Source organism: Lutimonas sp., from assembly GCF_051011215.1.
Classification (GTDB): Bacteria; Bacteroidota; Bacteroidia; order Flavobacteriales; family Flavobacteriaceae; genus Lutimonas.
Genome location: NZ_JBPCUJ010000061.1, coordinates 81,771 through 104,481, shown reverse-complemented (window position 1 = coordinate 104,481; position 22,711 = coordinate 81,771). Strand labels below are relative to the sequence as shown.

Here is a 22,711-nt window from a genome sequence, read left to right as displayed (position 1 = left end):
GAAGGCAAACAATATGACGATCATTATTCAATAGCCTTCATGGATCAGGATAAACGCGAAACCTATTACAAGAGCTTCTTTGACGAAATTAACAATGTTAACATTGAAAAAATAGCGATTGACAATCAGATAGCAGCAGCTACTTTTATTGAAGACATCGATTTCTCTGCGGAAAATTATACGGTCAACAGCGGGGATAAAATGCTTGTACGTTTAAATGTGGTAAATACAACTCAATCCATTCCCAGAAGAATTAGAAACAGAAAACTACCGCTCGAAATAAAAACAGGTTTTCTCGATACAGATAAGGTCACAATACATCTACCTGAAAACTACTCCATTGAAGCGATGGCAGAACCACGGGAAATTGAATCCAAATTTGGTTCCTATAAAATTGAAATCCAAAAAATTGATGAAACCAAACTTCTCTATAAACGAACCCTACTTATTAAAGAAGGAACTTATTCTGTAGCAGATTATAACGAATACAGAAAGTTTCGAAAAAAAATCAACCAACTTGATAATTCCAAAATTGTATTAACCAAATCCTAGTATTTATGAAAAATAAAGTTTTAATTACACTGGCAATTTGTCTCTTTGCCAGCTATTCCAATTATGCCCAATCCGTCAAATTTGGTAAAATTCAAAAAAGTGACTTTGCCCAATCTTACTATGAAAAAGACAGTACTGCTGATGCTGTTGTCCTCTATAAAAAGAAGTATACACATTACGATTATGATGATATCACAGGTTGGAAACTGGTCACGGAAATTCATGAAAGAATCCGTTTTTACAATGCTGATGGTTTTGACAATGCCACAAAAAAAATTAGTTTTTACACCGGAGGTGAACATGAAAATATATCTATCAAAGCCTATACCTATAATCTCGAAAGTGACGCTATTGTTAAAACTAAGCTCGATCGAAAAGAAGTATTTATAGAAGAAGTATCCGAAAACTGGGGCGTGAAATCGTTTACGATGCCTAATGTAAAAGAAGGAAGTATCGTCGAGTGGAAAATTTCTATCAGTTCGCCGTATACCACCTATATCGATGATATCATTTGCCAATATGACATTCCCATAAAATATATTGAATGCAAAGTAGAGATTCCGGAATATTTTGTGTTTAATTTTTATCCAACTCACTATTATCCTCTTAATATCAAAAAGGCAAAATCTCAGAAAAAGCACCTGACTCAAAGCGGCACGGTAAATATTTCGCAGAATTCTTATTCCTTAAAGCAAGAATTTATTCCTGCTTTGGTCGAAGAACCTTATGTGAACAATATCAATAATTACAGAGCCAAAATAAAATTCGAAATCGCCGCTTATAACCCTCGAAACGGAGTAGGAAAACTGTTCAATACGTCTTGGGAAAAGGTGACTACTACCATTTATGAAAGTTCAAAATTTGGAGGGGAACTGAGAAAAAGCGGACATTTTAAAGATGATCTGGAGGGTATCTTAGCTCAGTCTGCCAATCAAAATGAAGAGATTGTGAATATCTTTGATTTTGTAAAGAACAAAATGACATGGAATAGGAACAATGGAAAATATACCAGCTCCAAAGGAATAAAATCAGCCTATAAAGAAGGTGTTGGTAATGTGGCCGATATCAATTTAACATTGGTAGCCATGTTACGGGAAGCCGGGATCAAAGCCAATCCAATTTTAGTGAGTACAAGATCACATGGTATCCCATTGTTTCCTACAAAAAAAGGGTTCAATTCAGTAGTGGCTGGTGTCGAACAAAATGGTAAGGTAATATTAATGGATGCGAGTTCTAAATATAGTTCTCCGGATGTTTTACCACGAAAAGATCTTAATTGGGAAGGAAGATTAATTAGAGAAGATGGTAGTTCAACTAAGGTAAATCTTTATCCAAAAGTCTACAACCTGAAAAATGTGAAATTAAATGCCAAAATTGATACTGAAGGTGTTCTTGAGGGTTTGATGGTTACTACCTATAATGGTTTAAATGCCTTAGAATACAGAACCTCAACAGCCAGTCAAAAGGAAGAAGACATTATCAGTTCCTTGGAATCAATGCACAAAGACATAGAAATTGAACAATTTCGAATCAGCAATAAAGACAAATGTTCTAAACCTATTTCTGAAATGCTGAAATTCACACAAGACAATGCTGCGGATATCATTGGAAACAAAATCTATATATCACCACTTCTTTTCCTCACGGTGAATGAAAATCCTTTCAAACTGGAAGAAAGATTATATCCGATTGACTATGCTTCTCCTTGGAGTAACCAAACGACGATTTCTTTGGATATTCCTGAAGGCTATACCTTGGAGTCAAAACCTGAGGACTTATCATTGACCTTACCAGATCAAATGGGCGACTATGTATTGAAAACAGAGTTTGCCAACAATAAGATTTTGGTGACCTCTAAAACACGCTTAAATATTCCAGTAGTCTCTTCGTTGTATTACTCAACATTGAAAGAACTTTACAAACGAGCGATTGAAAATCAATTAGAAAAAATAGTGCTGGTTCAGCAAGGACCATAAACAAAAAAAGAGCGGTTTTACCGCTCTTTTTTTTGTTATCATTTTATTTATTGAAGTGTGTAGGCGTATCCTAAAGAAAACACCAATCCACCTATATGGCTTTCTCCGTATACGCTGTTCTTTTGAATTGTCTTGGCACCCCAGGAGCCTCTGAACCCAAGATAAAGTTCATGTTTTTCATTTAATTTTCGTATCAGACCTGCACCTGCATGAAATCCGTAATTATACGTATTTAATTCATTCTTGGTATCTGTTTCTGCATCAAAATCCTGCGGAGGAAGCGGCACCCATGCCGGACCATTCTCTGGGACGCCTGGATCAAAATTCGGGTTGAGGACCATCAGTGGATTCCTTCGCTCTGCATCTAAAGTGATAATACTTGTTCCAGAAGTTGTTTGATCCGAACTTAATAAGAATCCTATGTAAGGACCTGCTTCTACATAAAACCTCCAGGTCTCACCCCATCCAAGTTTTGCCAAAATGGGAATTTCAAGATAATTGAGGTCAGATTCATTTTTAAAATCAGCATACATCGGATTATCATCAGTAACCGGGTCATTTCCCTGCAACGCCAGCATAAAATTTAATTGATCTATAGAGCCAAATGCATCTAAGGCAGTTATCGGTATCGGTTGTACTCCATTTCTTGTTCCTCCTCTTTGGGTGTAAAGAATCTCAGTCTGAACGGAAAATAATTCTGACACAGGGAATTCGAATGTTGCTCCGAAATCCACTCCGGATGTCGATTCAAAATCTTCGGTATAAATATTATCTGAGTTGTCTGTTAATCTCCCGACACTGTACCCTGCTTTAGCTCCAATTTTGACCTGAGCGTGAATCACCTGACCCGCCAGGATTAAAAAAAGTGCAATAAATTTGATTGAAGTTGTTGATTTCATGAATAAATGGTTAATTATTGAATTGTGGTCTGAAACGTTTCTTCATTGTCCCTAAACATGGATTAAATATAGAAAAATTAAATAAACCTTAATCATTAATGTTCATGAAATAGGCAATTTACTATTCGAATACTTCAACAATTACAGTCCGAATCACAGTCTCCTTTATGCTTTTTAGGTTTTAAAAAAAACTTTTTCACTAAAAACAAAATAGCAAGTACCAAGGCTGCATAAACAAATATAGTTTGCATAAGAAGTAATTTAGCTTAATACTGTAAAGGTAATAAATGATGCTACATAGGCAATCAATCCCATGCCAAAGAGTTGGATCATAGGCCATTTCCAGCTATTTGTTTCTCTTTTCACAATGGCCAACGTACTTACGCATTGCATCGCAAAGGCATAAAAAATTAGCAAAGACATCCCAACGGGCAGATTAAATAACTTTTCTCCTGTTTGTTCATTCACTTCTTCAGACATTCGCTGCTTTATGGTCGTGTTCTCTTCATCATCGCTTCCCACACTATAAATGGTCGCTAAGGTTCCAACAAATACTTCTCTGGCTGCAAAGGAAGCAATCAAAGCAATTCCGATTTTCCAGTCATAGCCTAATGGCTGAATGGCAGGCTCAATGGCTTTCCCCATGATACCAATATAAGATTGCTCTAATTTATACGATGCTAATGATTCCTGATATCCCTGATCATCAAGATGCGTACTCTCCGGAGCATTTGCAAATTCGGCTTCTGCATTGTCGAAAGCAGCAGGCCCGTTGGACGCCAGAAACCACAAAATTATTGAAATGGCTAAAATGATCTTTCCAGCTCCAAAAACAAAAGCCTTCGTTTTCTCAACAACTGTGTAAAAAACATTCTTGAGTGATGGTAATTTATAATCGGGCATCTCTATCAAGAAAAAGCTCCTGCTTTCAATTTTCAGTGTGTTATGTAATACATAACCGGAAAGAATCGCCATTAAAAAACCTAATAAATACAAGCCTAACAAGGTCAAACCCTGCAAGCTAAAAAAACCCAGCACTCTTTCTTCAGGAATGATCAAGGCGATTATTATGGCATATACCGGCAATCTTGCCGAACAAGTCACAAAGGGTACCACCATAATTGTAATGAGTCTTTCCTTCCATCCACTAATGTTTCTCGCGGCCATGACGGCAGGTATGGCACAGGCAGTTCCCGATATCAACGGCACAACACTTTTCCCACTCATACCGAATCGTTTCATAATTTTATCCATCAAAAAGACCACACGACTCATATATCCTGTTTCCTCCAACACCGATACAAACAAAAACAAAATTGCGATTTGAGGTATAAAAATGACAATACCTCCTATCCCGGGAATAATTCCTTCACTTATTAAGTCAGCCAAAACACCTTCAGGCAATACTTGCTTCACTTTCGTACTTAAATCCGCAAAAAATGCATCAATAAAATCCATCGGAACACTCGCCCAATCAAATATAGATTGAAAAATCACCATGAGAATTGCAGCAAATATCACATAACCGAACACTTTATGCGTTAAAACTTTATCCAGTTTACTCCGCAGATCTTTGGCTTTTGATCTATCAACAGCATAGGTTTTTTTAAGGATGCTGTTAATTTGCTGATAACGGAAAATGGTCTCCTTATGCTGGTATTTTTTTAACTTCTCTTTGTCCTGCTTATAAGCCACTATCAGCTCTCTATCCTTGTCATTTAGTTTCTCAAAATGATTCAATTGAGTGATCGATAGCCAGGTTTTGTACAGAGACATTTGAGGGAAATCCGAAGCCATTTCCTCAAAATATTCCTTATCTATTCTTGCAGAAATCTTAGCAAGTGGCTCTGTATTTAATTGTTGAAAATCGAGAATAACCTTTTTTAAGTCATCAATTCCCAAATTTTTTCGTGCACTGATCAAAATGACCTCACTTTTCAGCTCTTTCTTTAACTCCTCCAGATCAATCGAAACACCCTTTCTGTCGAGCTGATCTGCCATATTTATGGCAAGAATTGTTGGTAGTTGTAAATCCTTAATCTGAGAATACAGAAGTAAGTTTCTTTTGATGTTCTCTACATCAGCAACCACCACAATAACATCAGGAAAATCTTCGTGATCTGTGTCCAGTAAAGTTTGCAAAACGATATTCTCATCAATAGAAGTTGGGTTAATACTGTAAGTACCCGGTAAATCGACGATGGAGGCATGTTTTTCGCTCGACAATTGTGCCCTGCCGACTTTTTTATCTACAGTAATCCCCGGGTAATTACCCACTTTTTGATTTAAGCCCGTCAAGGCATTAAACAAGGATGTTTTTCCCGTATTGGGGTTTCCCACCAAAGCTACTTTTATGGCACTATGTTCAGGCATGCTTTATGCTTTGGTAATAAGAATTTGTGAAGCAGTTTCGGTTCTAATAGCCAAATGACTACCATTCACACGTATGTATAAAGGATCCTTCAATGGTGCTTTTTGCAATAGCTCAACGCATTCACCCGGCAAACATCCCATTTCAAGAAGTGACAAGGGAATACTTTCAAGCGATATATCCTCAATGATTCCTTTTTCCCCGACCTTTAAACTTGCAATACTTGTAGTCAATTTTTATTTAGATTAATTATAAATACTATGCGAAATTACGCAAAAATATTTGTTTTAAACTGATAAATATCACGAAACAATAAATATACTTTATTGAAAAAGTAGCGATCTAATCTTCCAATTTCAAAATTTCAATATCCTTTTTTATCCGTTCTAATTCGCTAGCATCCGTACCGTCATAAAAACCGCGTATCTGCTTTTCCTTATCAATTAAAACAAACTGTTCCGTATGAATAAAATCCTGTTCGCCACCATCGCCCTCATCGAGAACAGCAAAATACGATTTACGTGCCAGTTCATAAATATGTCTTTTATCACCCGTTGTGATCTCCCATTTACCATCAATAGCCTGGTTCTTATCAGCATATGCTTTCAGAACTGAAACACTGTCGATCACAGGCGTCACAGAATGCGACAAAAACTTTAAATCGGGGTCATTCTTATAAAATTCCTGCAATTCACCCATATTTATAGCCATGATCGGGCATATGGTCTGACAGCGTGTAAAAAAGAAATCGGCTATGTAAATCTTCCCTTCAAAATTAGTGGAATGGATGCTGTCACCATTCTGATTGATCAAATGAAATTCCCCGATACGGTGATCCCTGCTAATGTGCTTTACTGCGTCATCCACAAGTCTTGGATTTACATCCACCGGATTAAAAACGGGAAGTTGAGTTTTGGGTTTTACTAAAAAATACAGAATAGGAACGAAGATAAGTGTAAAGAACAATAAAAAAATCAAGGTCGACTTCGATTTTTTGAAAAATTGGATTAAATACATATTGTGTATCTTTGGCGTTCCTAAAAAATTGCTATTGGGCTTACAAAAATAAACTTTATGAGGTATTTATTACGTTGTATTCTTCTATTATTTTCAGTTTCTGCGACCTCCCAGGTTACAGAGGCATTTGATTTGGAATACCTCAAAGAAATAGCGGCTTCAGAAGAACGGAATTCCTTTCATAAAGTAGCTTTTAAAGCCAATCCAAATACAGTAAATTATGATGTCAGCTATCACAGGTTGTTTTGGGAAGTGGATCCAACGAAAGCACAAATAAAAGGAGAAGTAACCACTCATTTCACGGCCTTGGAAAATTTAAATAAGGTGGTGTTTGACCTCGCAGGAAACATGCAGGTTTCAGCCATAAAACAGCGAGGCATTTCTCTGAATTTTTCCCAAAATGACCAGGATGAATTAATTATTGACCTTACAAACACACAAAACAAGAACACCCTTGATTCACTTACTATAGTTTATGCAGGAAATCCTGTGAGCTCCGGCTTTGGTTCGTTTGAAATAAATACGCATGGAGCCAGTAATACGCCTGTGCTATGGACCTTGTCAGAACCTTATGGAGCCAAAGGCTGGTGGCCATGTAAACAAGATCTAATTGATAAAATTGACTCCATTGATGTTTTTATTAAACATCCCTCTCAATATAAAGCAGCTTCCAACGGTCTTTTACTCTCAGAAGAAACTCAAGGCTCAGACATGGTAACACACTGGCGTCACAAATATCCGATTCCCGCCTACCTTATTGCCATTGCAGTAACCAATTATTCAGTCTATAAAGAAAATGCGCCTGAATTGCCTTTTGATATTGTTAATTATGTATATCCTGAAGGGTTAAATACAGCCAAAAACAGCACTCGAATTACTCCAAGAATCATGAACCTTTTCAACGAACTCTTCGAAATGTATCCTTTTGCGAATGAAAAATACGGTCATGCACAATTTGGATGGGGAGGTGGCATGGAGCATACCACCATGACCTTTATGGGAGGGTGGAGCCGTGGTTTAATTGCACATGAATTGGCACATCAGTGGTTTGGGAACAAAATCACCTGCGGGAGCTGGGAAGACATATGGCTGAACGAAGGTTTTGCTACCTATTTAGATGGCCTGGTATATGAAAATTTTGACGGAGAAGAAATCTTTTCTCAATGGAGAAGAGCGGTTGTCAGCAGCGTTACTTCCAATCCGTCCGGATCTACTTTTGTGACAGACACCACATCGGTTTCAAGGATATTTAGTAGCAGGCTCTCCTATAGAAAAGGAGCTATGATACTGCACATGTTGCGTTATAAAATCGGAGATGACGATTTCTTTCAAGGAGTAAAAAATTATCTGGCAGATCCATCCCTTGCATTTGCCTATGCCCGAACCGAAGATTTTCAAAAACATTTGGAAGCAACCAGTAAAACAGATCTGACAGAGTTTTTTAACGATTGGTTTTATGGAGAAGGATATCCCGAGTACGATCTGGTTTGGAGTCAAAATGATTCAGACAAAATCATTCACTTTCAAGTGAGTCAAGACCAGTCCCATCCCAGTGTATCATTTTTCGAAATGCCCTTACCCATTACGGTGAATGGACCTTTTGGAGAATCTGAAAAAATACGATTAGAGGTTTCTGAAAATGAACAACTATTTAGCATGCAGCTTGATTTTAAAGTTGTAAGTGTTCAGATTGATCCTGAAACACAATTAATATCCAAAAATAACAGGGCCGTTTTAGGCCTGGATACCGAAAGTCTTCAAAGCATTGTTTCTATTTTCCCAAACCCTGTGAGTGATCAGTTGAATATTTCCACGCAAAACATCCTTACCATTAAAAAGATTACGATTTATAATGTACTTGGCGAAAAAATGATGGAAATAACAGCACCTGGAAATCAAATTAATCTTGAAAAACTCGATTTTGGAGCTCATTTAGTTGTTATTGACACCGATCAAGGCAGACTTCACAAGACTATTTTAAAAAAATAATCGTTTTAACAACTATTTTCAGAAAAGTCATTTCTTATTACAGTGCATAAAGTGTACATTTGTCGTCCTTTAAATTTTGAAATTTATCAATGGAAACATATATAAAAATTACACAATTCTTACTGAGTTTATCTTTGCTTATCGTATTGCACGAACTTGGTCACTTCATTCCGGCTAAATTGTTCAAGACCCGGGTTGAAAAATTTTATCTCTTTTTTGATTATAAGTTTTCTTTGTTTAAGAAAAAAATTGGGGATACCGTTTATGGAATTGGATGGATTCCATTAGGTGGATATGTGAAAATATCCGGTATGATTGATGAAAGCATGGACAAAGAGCAAATGGCTCAACCTCCGCAGCCGTGGGAATTCCGTTCAAAACCGGCTTGGCAAAGATTAATCATTATGTTGGGTGGAGTTACCGTGAATTTTATTCTTGGAATCTTCATTTATATCATGATGTTTGCCGCCTGGGGAGATGACTATGTTGCACCTCAAGATGTGAAACAAGGTTTTTATGTGGTGGATTTATTCAAAGAACTTGGCTTTGAAGATGGTGATAAAATTGATAAGGTGAATGGTGAAGCTCCTGTGAACGTATTAGATGTAAATAAACAGTTGTTTTTAAGGGACGTTCAGAATATTGAGGTTACACATAGCAATGGAAATTCAGAATCCATTGACCTTCCTGAAGATATTGGCCTGCAAATGTGGCAAAGTGGCAACATGGATCCTTTTACACCGCGAATTCTTGCAGTACTGGACAGTGTTCTTCCAGAAACTCCTGCCTACGAAGCAGGGTTAACTGAAGGAGATATCATTATTGCCGCCAATGATACGGAGATTACCTATTGGAATGAATTCACATCTATTATAAAGAACAATCCAAGTGGTCAACCAATCAAGGTAACAATTAACAGAAACGGAAATGAAGAGTCTTTTTCAATTACGCCAGGTGAAGATCAAAAACTTGGTGTTTATCCAAGAGCCTATACAGAAGACACCATTAAAATAAGTCATAAAGATTATACATTCTCAGAAAGTATAGTACCTGGTTTTTCTAAAGCCTACTGGACATTAAAAGACTATATGGGTCAGTTCAAATACGTGTTTACTAAAAAAGGTGCTACTCAATTAGGTGGTTTTATTACCATTGGTAGTATTTTTCCAGCTAAATGGGATTGGGAAAGGTTTTGGAGTATTACTGCACTACTGTCCATTATGCTTGGGTTTATGAATTTACTGCCTATCCCGGCTTTGGACGGAGGCCATGTGGTTTTTACACTTTTCGAAATTATCAGTGGTAGAAAACCAAGTGATAAATTTTTGGAATATGCACAGGTAACGGGTTTTATTATTCTCATCTCTTTATTATTGTTTGCCAACGGAAACGATATTTACAAGTGGCTTACCGGGCAATTTTAATGGTAATCGGTTGATTTTATTATTGTTTAGACAAGATTTTGTAAGTAGTTGGTGAATTCAACGACTACCTTCAAAAGGCTTGAAATGAAGATACTTTTAGGAGCATGTTTAATAGTGTTTACATTGTTTTCCTGCAGTGGTGATTCTGTAGAAATTAATGAAACAACTAGTTCAATCGATCCTGTGAACCAAGAGTTCAAATGGACCATTCCTGAGGGGCTGATAAATGGCTCCGATAGTCCATTCCCATTGGCCAAAGACCCGAACTTAACAGAAGCTCGAAACATTGATTTTTTAGCGGATGAATCACTGGTTGCTGCGATCAGCATAGATGGTGTTGTGAAAATTTACCCTTACGTATATTTAAACAATTTTGAATCTGTGAATGATGAGATCAATGACACTTCTTTTGCGCTCACCTATTGCCCACTCACCCAAAGTGCCTTATTGATTGACAGGAAACACAAAAACCAGAATTTTGTTTTAAGAGCTTCAGGCTATTTGATCTATGATAATGTGGTTCTCATTGACCAAAGCAGTGAGACCTATTGGTCACAGATGCTCGGTCAATGTATCAAGGGTTCTTTTGCAGGAGATTTAAGCAGCACCTTTAATTTTGTCGAAATAACCTGGGGGACCGTCAGGAAAAACTTTCCTGATGCGCTTGTTTTTACCAATTCAAGTGTAAGTACTTCGAATGTGAACCAAACAACTTCGAATAAAACCGATGTCAAAGTAGGTGATCTGGTATATGGTATTATTGAAGCTTCTCAGGGTCAACAACCTTTTGGAAGCAGTGATGGTAAATCAGCCAAAGTTCATATCTATCATTACGATGACTTTGGATCTCAAACCACTCTTAAATCAACTTTTGTTTCGAGTAAAAGAACCGTGGTTGTTGGTAATAAAAACGATCATTATATAACGTCATATATCAATGATTCCAATGCCGCATTTGAAGCTGTACAGAATCGCTTTCCTATTGTCATGAAAGACAGTGACAATAATGAATGGGATGTATTTGGAGTGGCCGTTAGCGGACCAAGAAAAGGAGAACAATTACAATCTCATACGGCATTCTTTGCCTTGTTCTGGGCCTGGGAAAATTTTTACGATAATTTTTCCTTTGATCAGTAAGGATGGGTTCTGTAAGAAGTAACATATATGTAAGCCTGTTACTGTTTTTATACGGTACCTATTTTGTTAGTGCACAAAAATCTATTCCGACATTGAGTCTAAGCAATATGGATGGTATTGAAATCAATATCAACGAGCTTAGCAAGGAAAAAGTAATCATCATGAATTTTTGGGCCACCTGGTGTGAACCTTGTATTAAAGAGCTTACTGCCTTGAATGAAAATGTATCCCTCATCGAGGATGAACTCAATGCTTCATTAGTGTCAGTTTCCATAGATGATTCTCGAACCATGTCAAGAATAAAACCAATGATGCATGGTAATTCCTGGAAGTTCGACGTTGTTACCGACAGCAATCAGGATATTAAAAGAATGTTTAACATTATAGATATTCCACATACCTTATTGATATACCAGAACAAAATTGTCTATGAAAGCACTGGTTATCTGATCGGGGACGAGCAGGTCCTCTTTGAAAAAATAAAGGCCTTAAATAACAAATAGATGCCTTTAAAATCCTTCATTGTATTTATTATTATCATCTCATCTCATGAGCTATGCGCACAGTTTATAGACAATTTTAGTGGTAGTTTGGAAAGTCAGTCGACTCTTTATACAGATGATGACAAAATAGTCAATCCTGGCAGTGCTAACTTCAGATCAAATAATTACCTGCGCTTTAATTATTTCAGAAATAGTTTTAAGGCTTCCATTCAATTTGAATCATATGTTGAAGAGGCTCTTTTGGGATATTCACCCGATCTGGATCAGAAGTTCGGATTCTCCATGGCATCAGTGGGATATTCCACAAAAAAGTTTCAGATTGAGGCAGGTTACCTCTTTGATCAAATGAGCAGTGGCTTGAGTTATCGCTCCTGGGAGGATAGGCAATTAGGTCTGAATAATGCGCTGGTTGGAAGCAATATTCAGTTTAGCCCAACTAAAAAACTCCTGTTCAAAGCTTTTATTGGGAAACAGAAAAATGCATTTGATCTGTCTCAGGGAACCCTCATGGGGTTCAATTCCGCATTTAAGCTTGGGGCTCATGTAGATATCGACCTGGGAATAATAAGTCGTTATGAAGCCTTTGAATCTGACAATCCCGAATTTTCGGAATTTACCAATTTATTCTCTTCAAAAATTGCCTATCATAAGGGCAGTTTTTACACAAATATGGAAGCTATTTATAAAGGTGACGATGCCTTGGTTGAATTCGGAAATGTAATTGACAGCAGGCTTTTTACCGGAAACGCGCTTCTCTTCAACCTAGGATTTTTTAAATCAGGTTTTGGTTTCGATATCACCTTTAGAAGATTAGAAAATATGGCTTTTTACACCGATCGTGAAGCCTATGCCAATATTTATAATCAACTGATTGTAAATTATATACCAGCCCTCACCAAACAACACAATGTAGGACTGTCAAATATCTATGTGTATCAGGCCCAGCCTCAACTTAGTTTTATTGCCGGAGGAAAAGCTGGTGAAATAGGACATCAGATTGATCTGTATTACAAGTTTTCCAAGGAGAATTCCCTGGCTCAAAAATTTGGCACCGTTCTGGCTTTTAATTATGCTTCCTGGTTTGGATTAAATGCAGATTTTGATCTGGAAAACAGATCTTATTCAGCAGCATTTTTCGAATACGGTGAAGAATACTATACTGATATAAATTTTGAACTAAGAAACCAATGGTCTGACCAGTGGAGAAGCTCCGTATATTGGATACATCAATTCTATAACCGGCAGGCTATTGAGGCCTCAACAGGAACTGTAACCACCAATATTGCTGCTGTGGATGGATATTATACCATTAACCAGAAACACGAACTGCGATTTCAGATCGAACACCTTTGGACACAGGATGATAAAAAAAACTGGGCAGGCGGACTTGTAGAATATAATTTCCTTCGCAAATTTTCTATTTATATCAATGACCAATATAACTATGGGAATGATAATGATATTGAAAGAATTCATTACTATAATTTTGGCGGTACCTATCGCCATAAAAAAACCAAGTTTACCATTAACTATGGTCGACAAAGAGGTGGTCTGATATGTGTTGGTGGGGTTTGCAGGTTTGTACCGAAATCAAATGGCCTCAGCATCGGTATGAACCTTTTTATATAAAAAAAACCCATGCAATGCATGGGTTCCTTGTCATATTTTTTCATTCAAGCTTAATCTACCAGAATGATTATTTTATTATCATTCATTTCGATCGTTCCGCTATTGATGTCTAAAACTTTTGTGCTGTTTTCAGCATTTGAAAACTTACTTTCAAAGGCTTCATCAATAGTAAAATTACCTCGAATTCTCACTTTTCCTTCTTTTAGCAATGATACGATCGGAGCGTGATTATTCAGTATTTGAAATTCCCCAACTACGCCGGGTACAATTACTGATTCAACATCGCCCTGAAAAATACTTGCCTCAGGTGTTACAATTTCTAAAAACATGCTTTATGATTTTAAGCTTCAGTCAACATTTTTTCTCCTGCTTCAATCGCTTCTTCAATAGTTCCTCTCAGGTTGAATGCTGCTTCAGGATATTTATCTAATTCTCCATCCATAATCATGTTGAAACCTTTGATGGTGTCTTTAATATCAACCAATGAACCTGGGATACCTGTAAACTGCTCAGCTACGTGGAAAGGTTGAGATAAGAAACGTTGTACACGACGTGCTCTGTGTACAATTAATTTATCTTCTTCACTCAATTCTTCCATACCTAGAATTGCAATAATATCTTGAAGTTCTTTATACTTTTGAAGCGTTTCTTTTACTCTTTGAGCTGTGTCATAATGCTCATCACCTAAAATCTCTCTACTTAGAATTCTAGAGGTTGAATCTAATGGATCCACCGCCGGGTAAATACCTAATTCCGAAATCTTACGAGATAATACTGTTGTTGCATCCAAGTGAGCAAAAGTTGTTGCCGGTGCCGGATCCGTTAAATCATCCGCAGGTACATATACTGCCTGTACAGATGTAATTGATCCATTTTTAGTAGATGTAATTCTTTCCTGCATCGCACCCATCTCTGTTGCCAATGTTGGTTGATAACCTACCGCTGATGGCATACGACCTAATAAGGCCGATACCTCAGAACCTGCTTGGGTAAATCTAAAGATATTGTCAATAAAGAATAAGATATCTTTACCTTGACCGTCTCCTGCTCCATCTCTAAAATACTCTGCAATTGTCAAACCTGATAAGGCAACACGCGCACGTGCTCCCGGAGGCTCATTCATTTGTCCGAATACGAAGGTAAGTTTTGATTCTTTCAAGGCTGGCATATCCACTTTGTCAAGATCCCATCCGCCTTCTTCCATAGACTTTTCAAATTCATCACCATACTTGATAATACCAGACTCTAACATCTCTCTCAACAAGTCATTTCCTTCACGAGTTCTTTCACCTACTCCTGCAAATACAGATAAACCACCATGACCTTTGGCGATATTGTTAATCAATTCCTGAATAAGAACTGTTTTACCTACTCCAGCTCCACCAAATAATCCAATTTTACCACCTTTAGAATAAGGCTCAATCAAGTCAATTACTTTAATTCCTGTAAACAAAACTTCAGTAGAAGTAGATAACTCTTCAAACTTAGGTGCTGCTCTGTGAATTGGCAAACCATTGTCACCATCTTTTGGTAAGGCTTTCAAACCGTCAATAGGATCTCCGTTTACATTGAACAATCTTCCATAAATATCGTCTCCAACAGGAACCTTGATCGGGTTTCCTTCTGAAAGAACTTCAACTCCTCTGCTCAAACCATCAACAGAATCCATAGCGATACATCTCACTGTGTCTTCTCCAATGTGTTGTTCCACCTCAAGAATCAAAATAGAACCATCCTCTCTTTTTATTTCCAATGAGTCATAAATTCTTGGAAGTTGACTCTCTGATGAAAATTCAACATCAACTACCGCCCCTAAAATTTGAGAAACTTTACCTGTGATCTTTGCCATTCTTATAAAATATTTATTATTCTTTATGTCTTCTGATATTCATCAGAAACAATTTTATTGCATTTTTGTTTTGCGGTGCAAAGATATGTTTTTAATACAAAAATTAAACTTTTTTTTTATTATTTTTTTAGGGTCAGAATATACTCAGCCACAGCCACTTTAGCCTCCTCCGCAAGGTAATCCTGAGGGGGCATTTCCGGGTAGTCCTCTCTGAGGTTTTTAGGATGATTGATATAATCAACAATACCTTGAGGATTGTCTTTGTAAATCATTTGTATCACATTGGTAGGGACACCAATAAGTCTGATATCAAAGGCATGGCAACCAGAACAAATTCCATAATAAATCATTTCCCCTAAATCTTCCTTGCTGATATCTCTCGGTGCCGCAGGTTTGTCAAGTAATAAGGTCTTAATTTCTTTTGTATCACTGATTTCCGGTTCCCCAAAACTTCCGAGCCCCCAGGTTCTGTATCGTTCCACATCTCTGATCGTACTCCCTTCACCACCACCAATCGCCAAAATATCGGGCCCTGTTGTCGAAAGGCTGGTCATCATCAACGCTTTTAACTCTCCAACAGGATTATTACCATTATCGATCATAAAATTGTCCAGTATGGTTATTCTGTCCGGGTTGGGATCAGAATCAGGATCATTTGATGCCTCAGCACCCCCATTGGCAAAATCCGTGATGATGATTCCTGCATTGTCATTGCCCGAAATAATATTTTTCTCAATAATCACATCATCCGCTGCCATTACCAATATTCCCGTTCCAGGAGGAATTCCAGAAACTATTGAGCCCGGTGCTCCAAAATTCTCATGGTTATTTTTAGTGACAAAATTATTTCTGATAATCACATCAAAAGTAGTTTTTATCGGAAGTCCTGGGGTGATAAAGGCCAATATGCCGCCCGTATTATCATAAGCCAGATTATTCTCTACCAGACAATGTCTGGAATTTTCAATTTCAATCCCTGCGACATTTCCGAACACCTCATTATTCAACACATCAATATTGTCACACATACCCACATAAATAGCAGCATCCTCAATACCTGAAAGCACATTGTGCTCAATCAAACCATTCTTACCAAACTGAGGAAAAATTCCATAGACACCCGCATCGATTATCCAGTTATTTCTTAGAACAAAATTATTCCCGGCCTGTCCCATAATGCCGTTACCTTTATAATTGATTATTTTAAAATTTTCAATTTGAATTCCATTACCAGAATACAAAAAAGCATCATTCAATTCTTTTTCTCCATCTAATACCGGCCATTCACCATCTTTTATAATACCCTGAAAACTGATATCATCCTTATCTACATACACTGTTTCTTTATAAACTCCAGGAAAAACCTGAATCAAATCACCCGGCTGGGCTTTTTTTACAGCATCCATAATTAAATCTCCTTCTTTCACCTCATGGATAGTTCCGGTAAAATTTCTTTGTAATGAAGCTTCTCCTGCATTCTCAGTACTCTTATAAAGACTATTCGGGCTAGGCATTACTGTTTTGTTCGACGAACCAAGGGCAAATTTCCCAATCAGGACACCCAGTGCCAATATGAATAGAACAAGAATCATTTTTTTGAACATATCTACTATTTTTAATTTTATGAACTTATGTCTTTTTGCAGATGGAGGTTTGAAGGAACAGTCTCTGGAATTTTTGGGGTAAACGATTCATCAGTCAATGTCTTTAAAAAATCGACCAATAAATCGAGCTCAGCCGATGTCAACTCAGGTTCCCAAATGTGCCAGTGAAGATATAATTTTTCACCTTCCCGCACGGCATGTCCCCTCCCTTTGGTATAAAATTCAACTGTCTCCCTTAAACTTTCAAACCTGCCTGAATGCATATAGGGTGCCGTTTTTTCAATGTTACGTAAACTAGGAACTTTGAAACCCCCCTTTCTACTTGGATCATTAAAAGTTTTTTCAGCCCCGATATCTCTTGGTTTTCCTGTTGGTTCTGGTGTTCCAATCACGGCAATTTGCTGATTGGTAAATAATGGAGGTGTGTGACATTCAGCGCATCGGGCAACAAAGGATCTGAAAATATTAAGACCTTTTATTTCTCTTTCATTCAAGGCATTTGCATAGCCATGTGCATAACGATCGTATTTCGAATTTAATGAAATTAACGAAGTTTGAAAAGCAGCCAAAGCCGTATAGATCTCGTGCAACTGTATACTGTCATTTACTTCCTTTTCAGGAAAGGCCTCTGTAAACAAACGTCTGTACATAGGTATTTCGTTCATACTGACTTTTAAATTTTCGGGATTGTTTCCCATCTCTTCTGATGAAAAAAGCGGACCCGTCATTTGTTCTTCCAATGATGTGGCACGTGCATCCCAAAAAAATCGATTTAAATAAGCAACATTCCATAAACTCGGAGAAGAACGACTCAGCTGCGCACCATGAATTCCGGAAGAAACAGGTTTTCCATCACTGAAACCCTGATCAGGATCATGGCAACTTGCACATGAAACTGAACCGTCTGCAGACAAAACCGGATCGAAAAACAAATACCTTCCTAAATCAATTTGCTGAGGACTAAACCCATCTCGTACTGCCGGCAATGCAGATTTCAATCCTCCTACACCCACATCCTGCAGAGACTCATATTGCTGGTACAAATTCTTGGCAATACATTGATTTTTTTCGTTTAGTAAGAATCCCGGCGGGCAGGTTTTGCATAATTCTATTTGGCCACCACTCAAGGCCACATACTGATCCTGATTCTCCCATTTGTTGCTATTCATGCAGGAAGGCAATACCAAAAGCATCATAATGGCTGCAGACACCAACATCAGCGCGTTCCTTTTGAAAAAAATAGAATTCAGAATCTTGATCATATTGTTTATATACAAAAAGATCCGTCATTGACGGATCTTAATCTTTATTTTAACATCCATATTTATGGAAGTGCTGCAGAATATATTTGAGGATAATCACCTATGTCGTTCAACATTCCAGCTTCTTCAAAATTTGATTCATACGTCGCATCAATTACCTTCATCATTTCATTGCCGACAATTGCATTTCCTCTTGCAGTCAAATGCAATCCATCCAAAGAGAACAAGCCACCAAAGATAAACTCTGTGGTGATATTAAAGCCATCACTGGAGTAACCTGATTCATGAATTTGGTTAATCAAAGCAAATGCATCAAAAGCTGCTAATCCAGCATTTGTGGTAAGTTGAGCTATCGTAGCATTAAAAGCAGCCGTTGCATCACTAATTTCCATTTGTTCTGTTGGAATCAATACATATGTATCTGCCAATGGATATGTCAAACCATTTACAGACAACTGACCTGCCGTGGCTGCTGGGACTCCCATATCAACCAATTGTTGGAAATATTCTGTATTAATCTCCGCAATAGCAGTTTGACTTGTTAAAGTCAATATGTCATTTTCATTGGCTTGTCTGGATTGGGCATATTGCTGTGACAACAAGCCTGCTGTTAAGGGGTTTAATCCACCAGCAATCAATACGGCATTTAGTTGTGCTGAAATATTCGCTAAGGATTCATCAAAAATAACCACTGGGCTGGCTTCAGTCTCTGAGAAGACAACGGATCTTTCTGGCACTCCTAAAAATGCAAATGCCTGATTCAATTGCGCATAAGCCGCATTTAGAGTCGGAATTTGTTCAGCATATTCAGGATTTGATGGATCTAAGGGCGCATAAGGCACCGCTGTAAAATAAGCTCCTGTCAAAATATTTGGAATATTTCCTACGACTCCTTTGGCGCCGCCAGAGGTCAAGGTAGAAATTAAAGCCGCCATTGAACCATCAAATAATGCTTTATCTGTAATGTCATTTGAACCATCTCCACCAGACTGTCCATATCCTAAAACATCATTGGCTCCAATCCAAAGACTGAAAAAAGTAGGATTTTGGGCCATCGCATCTCCTAATACAGTCGCCGAAGAAGATGAGGCCATTCTTGCATAGTAAGGATTCGCCAGCTGTAAAGGCACATTTGCTAAATCACCAAAACCAGGAGCTAACAAATGATAACTTCTCGCACCAGGCACACCCATATTTTTAAAGGGTCCTGTAATCACATTAGTTACTTCAGTAGTAGGATCTTTTGGTAACGGAGCTAAAGATACAAGATCAGTTACCAATCTGGCAGATTGAATTTGAACACCTCCATATAACAATCCACCAGTATTGTCGTTCATCAATGGTTGCACAAATTCACCTCCTCCTGCATACATCATTTTTTCAGCAATCAAATTTGGGTACGAATTGTTTTGACTCTCAATAAACAAGGCTCCATCAGAAAATCCAGCAGTCAAAGAATTACCAAGGGCCACATAATTTGTAAAATCGGCTTCACCGGAAACCAATTCTACTGGAGGTTCTATCTCACGGTCATACTTACCTTGTTCACATGATGAAAGAGCAACAATCATCAAAAGAACCCATATATATTTTATTCTAAACATTTTTTTCTTTTTAAATTTTATTATTGATTGAATACCCATGAAACAAAGAATTGTGATCCTATATATGGCGAACCAGGTGCACTTTGGTATTCCTTTCCTCCCAGGTTAGATCCTCCAATTTTAAACAGAGAATTCATCTTAGGTACAAAATAATTAATCTGTGCATCTCCCACAGTACGTTGTGGAATTACAGCATTGGCGATTGTAGATTGCCAAAAATATTCATCACTCCATCTAATATTGATATTAAAACCAAGGTTCTTAGCTAAATTTTGACTTCCCAAAGAGAACTTTACCTTATGTTCAGGAGTATTAAACCCAGCTGCAAAATCAGGATCAGATTCCTGATCAAAATCAAATTTGGCCAAGGTATAACTTAAGCCAAGGTCCAATTTTTTAAATATTTTCGTATTCAATCCCATGCTTCCTCCATAAGATGAAATGTCCGCCTTTGAATTAGTGTAGGTTTGAAAACCTGTAACGTTGCCACTAATCAAATCCGCAATACCTGAAGCATCGGCCGTGGTTCCGTCATTCGGTGTAACTACAAACGTATTGCTAATAAAGTCATCATATTTGCTGTAATATCCATTGACATCTATATACAATTTTCCAAAAATTCCACGGTAACCCAAATCAAATGATTGTATTTTCTCTGGCTGAACCAACCCAGTTTGAATCGGTACCAGAAGTGCAGGGTTCCCAGTGGCTTGAAATTCCTGAACTGAAGATAAAGTATAGGAATCACTGTACACCTTTCTACCTGTAAGATCTGTACTAGGCAAATCTCTGTCCAAGTTGTCTGGAGAAGATCCCACCAAAATTCCCTGACCGGAATCAAGACCTATAAATAAATCCTGGGTAGTAGGGTATCTGAATCCAGTTTGGTATGAAGTTCTTAAATTGTGATTTCTGGCCTCATCTACAGCATAGGTAATTGATGCTCTTGGCGAAAAATTACCATCGTAAAATTCATTCTTGTCATATCGAATAGAAGCCTGAAGCTTTAATCTATCATCCATTAATTTTTTAATGGCCTGTACATAAGCTCCGTATTCACTGTAATTAATAGGACCATCATAATCAGTAAATATGGTTCCTTCAGAATTTAAAGAATAACGTCTATAGGAACCTCCAACCTGCAAATCCCATTTATCATCTAACAATCTGGCGAAATTATAATTCCCTTCACCTACGATCATAGAAGTTTTGTCAATGAACTTAGATCCTGTGGAAAGGTCTCCATCCGAAGTAATTTCATCAAAAAGTTCGTTAAACAAATCAGACCCAGGTCTTGGCGTAGTGGTTTCATCTGAATCGGCCAAGGCCCTTCCAGCTGCATGTGCCTGATCGTTATTAGCACCTCCTAATATGGCTTGCAAATATCCACCTGTGTAGGCACCAAACCATTCTTGAGCCTTGTATTTAGCTATATTAATTCCTGTAAAACGCATATCATATGAATCTCCTGCATCCTCAGTAGTCATATATGCCCTCACAAAAAAGTCGTTATTCCTAACCTCAATTTTATGGTTTTGTAATAAGAAATTCTTTATGTTATATCTGTTTGTTCCCTGATAAATCGTCGATCCATATCCTCCTCTGGTGTTTAATGAAATCTCTAAATCATCCGCATTTGGTCTAAAAACAGCCGTAATATCATATTTCAAACTCTCAGCATTATAATCTGTAAAAGCTTGTTCTAAATATCCGGTTCTTGCTACATTAACAGCAGGTATTAAATTGCTGGACCCATCTGGTATTAATCCACCTGCTTCTAACAATTGAGCAAATTCATTAAAGTTTAAACCCAGGGCTCCTAAACTAACCTCATCTCCATAAATATTGATTCCATCATGTGTTGGACTTGATCTGTATGGAAGAATTTCATCAGGTTCGCCAACAGCAGTAAAATCATTCGAATATTCAGAGGTATCATTTGCATACCAGTCTGTACCTTTTAAATACGTAAGTGACCCTTTAATAGCAAATTTCTCACTAAACGCATGCGCATATCGGACACCAATATCATAAAATACATGATCCCCGGCCGCTTTCTGAATGGTCAAACCGGTTTTTGCATAAGCACTAACTCCCTGATCATCAAATGGGCTTCGGGTTGACATAAACATGATCCCGTTAAATGCATTTGCTCCATACAAGGCCGAAGCAGCACCTGGAATAATTTCAACACTTTGTAAATCCAGCTGGCTCACCCCTGCGAGGTTTCCAAGCACGAAATTCAGGGCTGGAGAAGCCGTATCCATTCCGTCTACCAACTGCACAAATCGAGTATTCGAAAAAGTTGCGAATCCACGTGTGTTTATCGAATTAAACGTTAAACTTCCTCTGTTTAAATCTATCCCCTTCAAATTCTCCATACTATCATAGTAATTCGAAGAAGTTGAAGTTTTCAAATCCTTGATACCAATTCTTTCAATTGTTACCGGAGATTCCCTGATACTTTCAGGAGTTCTGGAGGCAGATACAACCACCTCATCTAAAGAAGTTGCATTTTCGACCAATACTATTTGTAATTCTGTGTCTGTTGAAGTAACCTCTACAATTTGGCTCTGGTATCCGACGAAAGTAAATTCAATACTAAAGGGAACCTCATCACTAACTGTTAATGAGAAATTACCGTCAAAATCAGTTGAAGCACCTAAAGACTTGCCTACTACCTTGACATTGACGCCAGGAATCGGCTCTTGATTGTTTGAGTCAGTAACACTTCCCGAAATAGAAGTCTGTCCAAACATTATCGACCCGCAAAACAGCGCGAGTACGGCTAAAATCTTGTTCATATAAAAAATAATTTGTGTAAGTTAAGAAAGCAGCAAAGTACAATAATTTTCGAATTTCACTAAATTTTTAACAAAAAATAATAAAAAAACA

At 37.6% G+C, this 22,711-nt stretch carries 17 protein-coding genes; 7 read left to right on the top strand and 10 right to left on the bottom strand.

Features of this window, described 5'->3' with window-relative positions:
• Together ACR2MV_RS06255 and ACR2MV_RS06250 are read left to right on the top strand one after the other, a co-directional pair.
• Nucleotides 1–552 (top strand): DUF3858 domain-containing protein (locus ACR2MV_RS06255; protein ID WP_434021050.1); only part of this gene is annotated, 552 nt, incomplete at its 5' end.
• A 5-nt stretch (nucleotides 553–557) separates the two neighbouring features.
• Nucleotides 558–2,528, top strand: coding sequence for a transglutaminase domain-containing protein (locus ACR2MV_RS06250; protein ID WP_434021049.1), 1,971 nt, complete (start codon nucleotides 558–560; stop codon nucleotides 2,526–2,528).
• A gap of 47 nt (nucleotides 2,529–2,575) precedes the next feature.
• Here ACR2MV_RS06250 and ACR2MV_RS06245 read toward each other — a convergent pair whose 3' ends face one another.
• The 4 genes from ACR2MV_RS06245 to ACR2MV_RS06230 all read right to left on the bottom strand — a co-directional run bounded on the left by ACR2MV_RS06245 (nucleotide 2,576) and on the right by ACR2MV_RS06230 (nucleotide 6,815).
• Nucleotides 2,576–3,427 carry a porin family protein gene (locus ACR2MV_RS06245; RefSeq protein WP_434021048.1) on the bottom strand — a complete coding sequence of 284 codons (852 nt, stop codon included), beginning with the start codon at nucleotides 3,425–3,427 and terminating at the stop codon, nucleotides 2,576–2,578.
• Between the two features lie 261 nt (nucleotides 3,428–3,688).
• Nucleotides 3,689–5,800, bottom strand: a complete 2,112-nt coding sequence (gene feoB / locus ACR2MV_RS06240; protein ID WP_434021047.1) for a ferrous iron transport protein B — start codon at nucleotides 5,798–5,800, stop codon at nucleotides 3,689–3,691.
• A gap of 3 nt (nucleotides 5,801–5,803) precedes the next feature.
• Entirely contained in the window at nucleotides 5,804–6,031 is a 228-nt protein-coding gene (locus ACR2MV_RS06235) for a FeoA family protein (RefSeq protein WP_434021046.1), read from the bottom strand.
• Between the two features lie 109 nt (nucleotides 6,032–6,140).
• Nucleotides 6,141–6,815: an SCO family protein gene (locus ACR2MV_RS06230; RefSeq protein WP_434021045.1), complete on the bottom strand. Its 675-nt coding sequence runs from the start codon at nucleotides 6,813–6,815 to the stop codon at nucleotides 6,141–6,143.
• Between the two features lie 57 nt (nucleotides 6,816–6,872).
• On the opposite strand from ACR2MV_RS06230, the gene ACR2MV_RS06225 reads away from it, so the two are divergent.
• The 5 genes from ACR2MV_RS06225 (at nucleotide 6,873) to ACR2MV_RS06205 (ending at nucleotide 13,497) form a co-directional block, all read left to right on the top strand.
• Nucleotides 6,873–8,804: a M1 family aminopeptidase gene (locus ACR2MV_RS06225; RefSeq protein ID WP_434021044.1), complete on the top strand. Its 1,932-nt coding sequence runs from the start codon at nucleotides 6,873–6,875 to the stop codon at nucleotides 8,802–8,804.
• 89 nt (nucleotides 8,805–8,893) lie between these two features.
• Nucleotides 8,894–10,228 (top strand): RIP metalloprotease RseP, encoded by a 1,335-nt coding sequence (rseP, locus tag ACR2MV_RS06220; protein WP_434021043.1) that lies wholly within the window; start codon nucleotides 8,894–8,896, stop codon nucleotides 10,226–10,228.
• A gap of 84 nt (nucleotides 10,229–10,312) precedes the next feature.
• Complete coding sequence (locus ACR2MV_RS06215) at nucleotides 10,313–11,365, top strand: DUF3179 domain-containing (seleno)protein (RefSeq protein WP_434021042.1); 1,053 nt, start codon at nucleotides 10,313–10,315, stop codon at nucleotides 11,363–11,365.
• Nucleotides 11,366–11,367: 2 nt separating this feature from the next.
• Entirely contained in the window at nucleotides 11,368–11,868 is a 501-nt protein-coding gene (locus ACR2MV_RS06210) for a TlpA family protein disulfide reductase (RefSeq protein ID WP_434021041.1), read from the top strand.
• Entirely contained in the window at nucleotides 11,869–13,497 is a 1,629-nt protein-coding gene (locus ACR2MV_RS06205) for a DUF6029 family protein (RefSeq protein ID WP_434021040.1), read from the top strand.
• 50 nt (nucleotides 13,498–13,547) lie between these two features.
• Here ACR2MV_RS06205 and ACR2MV_RS06200 read toward each other — a convergent pair whose 3' ends face one another.
• The 6 genes from ACR2MV_RS06200 to ACR2MV_RS06175 form a co-directional block, all read right to left on the bottom strand.
• Entirely contained in the window at nucleotides 13,548–13,826 is a 279-nt protein-coding gene (locus tag ACR2MV_RS06200) for a F0F1 ATP synthase subunit epsilon (RefSeq protein ID WP_434021039.1), read from the bottom strand.
• Nucleotides 13,827–13,837: 11 nt separating this feature from the next.
• Nucleotides 13,838–15,346: a F0F1 ATP synthase subunit beta gene (gene atpD / locus ACR2MV_RS06195; RefSeq protein WP_434021038.1), complete on the bottom strand. Its 1,509-nt coding sequence runs from the start codon at nucleotides 15,344–15,346 to the stop codon at nucleotides 13,838–13,840.
• 119 nt (nucleotides 15,347–15,465) lie between these two features.
• Nucleotides 15,466–16,950 (bottom strand): parallel beta-helix domain-containing protein, encoded by a 1,485-nt coding sequence (locus ACR2MV_RS06190; RefSeq protein ID WP_434021037.1) that lies wholly within the window; start codon nucleotides 16,948–16,950, stop codon nucleotides 15,466–15,468.
• Nucleotides 16,951–16,967: 17 nt separating this feature from the next.
• Nucleotides 16,968–18,212: a cytochrome-c peroxidase gene (locus tag ACR2MV_RS06185; RefSeq protein ID WP_434021036.1), complete on the bottom strand. Its 1,245-nt coding sequence runs from the start codon at nucleotides 18,210–18,212 to the stop codon at nucleotides 16,968–16,970.
• A 62-nt stretch (nucleotides 18,213–18,274) separates the two neighbouring features.
• Complete coding sequence (locus ACR2MV_RS06180; protein WP_434021035.1) at nucleotides 18,275–19,816, bottom strand: G-D-S-L family lipolytic protein; 1,542 nt, start codon at nucleotides 19,814–19,816, stop codon at nucleotides 18,275–18,277.
• Nucleotides 19,817–19,836: 20 nt separating this feature from the next.
• Entirely contained in the window at nucleotides 19,837–22,620 is a 2,784-nt protein-coding gene (locus ACR2MV_RS06175; RefSeq protein ID WP_434021034.1) for a TonB-dependent receptor, read from the bottom strand.
• Nucleotides 22,621–22,711 lie beyond the last annotated feature (91 nt).

Coding starts and splice junctions, on each gene's coding strand:
- rseP (WP_434021043.1), top strand. CDS start 8,894: ATGGAAACATATATAAAAATTACACAATTCTTACTGAGTTTATCTTTG.
- ACR2MV_RS06180 (WP_434021035.1), bottom strand. CDS start 19,816: ATGTTTAGAATAAAATATATATGGGTTCTTTTGATGATTGTTGCTCTT.
- atpD (WP_434021038.1), bottom strand. CDS start 15,346: ATGGCAAAGATCACAGGTAAAGTTTCTCAAATTTTAGGGGCGGTAGTT.
- ACR2MV_RS06250 (WP_434021049.1), top strand. CDS start 558: ATGAAAAATAAAGTTTTAATTACACTGGCAATTTGTCTCTTTGCCAGC.
- ACR2MV_RS06215 (WP_434021042.1), top strand. CDS start 10,313: ATGAAGATACTTTTAGGAGCATGTTTAATAGTGTTTACATTGTTTTCC.
- ACR2MV_RS06245 (WP_434021048.1), bottom strand. CDS start 3,427: ATGAAATCAACAACTTCAATCAAATTTATTGCACTTTTTTTAATCCTG.
- ACR2MV_RS06185 (WP_434021036.1), bottom strand. CDS start 18,212: ATGATCAAGATTCTGAATTCTATTTTTTTCAAAAGGAACGCGCTGATG.
- feoB (WP_434021047.1), bottom strand. CDS start 5,800: ATGCCTGAACATAGTGCCATAAAAGTAGCTTTGGTGGGAAACCCCAAT.
- ACR2MV_RS06175 (WP_434021034.1), bottom strand. CDS start 22,620: ATGAACAAGATTTTAGCCGTACTCGCGCTGTTTTGCGGGTCGATAATG.
- ACR2MV_RS06225 (WP_434021044.1), top strand. CDS start 6,873: ATGAGGTATTTATTACGTTGTATTCTTCTATTATTTTCAGTTTCTGCG.
- ACR2MV_RS06230 (WP_434021045.1), bottom strand. CDS start 6,815: ATGTATTTAATCCAATTTTTCAAAAAATCGAAGTCGACCTTGATTTTT.
- ACR2MV_RS06210 (WP_434021041.1), top strand. CDS start 11,368: ATGGGTTCTGTAAGAAGTAACATATATGTAAGCCTGTTACTGTTTTTA.
- ACR2MV_RS06190 (WP_434021037.1), bottom strand. CDS start 16,950: ATGTTCAAAAAAATGATTCTTGTTCTATTCATATTGGCACTGGGTGTC.
- ACR2MV_RS06205 (WP_434021040.1), top strand. CDS start 11,869: ATGCCTTTAAAATCCTTCATTGTATTTATTATTATCATCTCATCTCAT.
- ACR2MV_RS06200 (WP_434021039.1), bottom strand. CDS start 13,826: ATGTTTTTAGAAATTGTAACACCTGAGGCAAGTATTTTTCAGGGCGAT.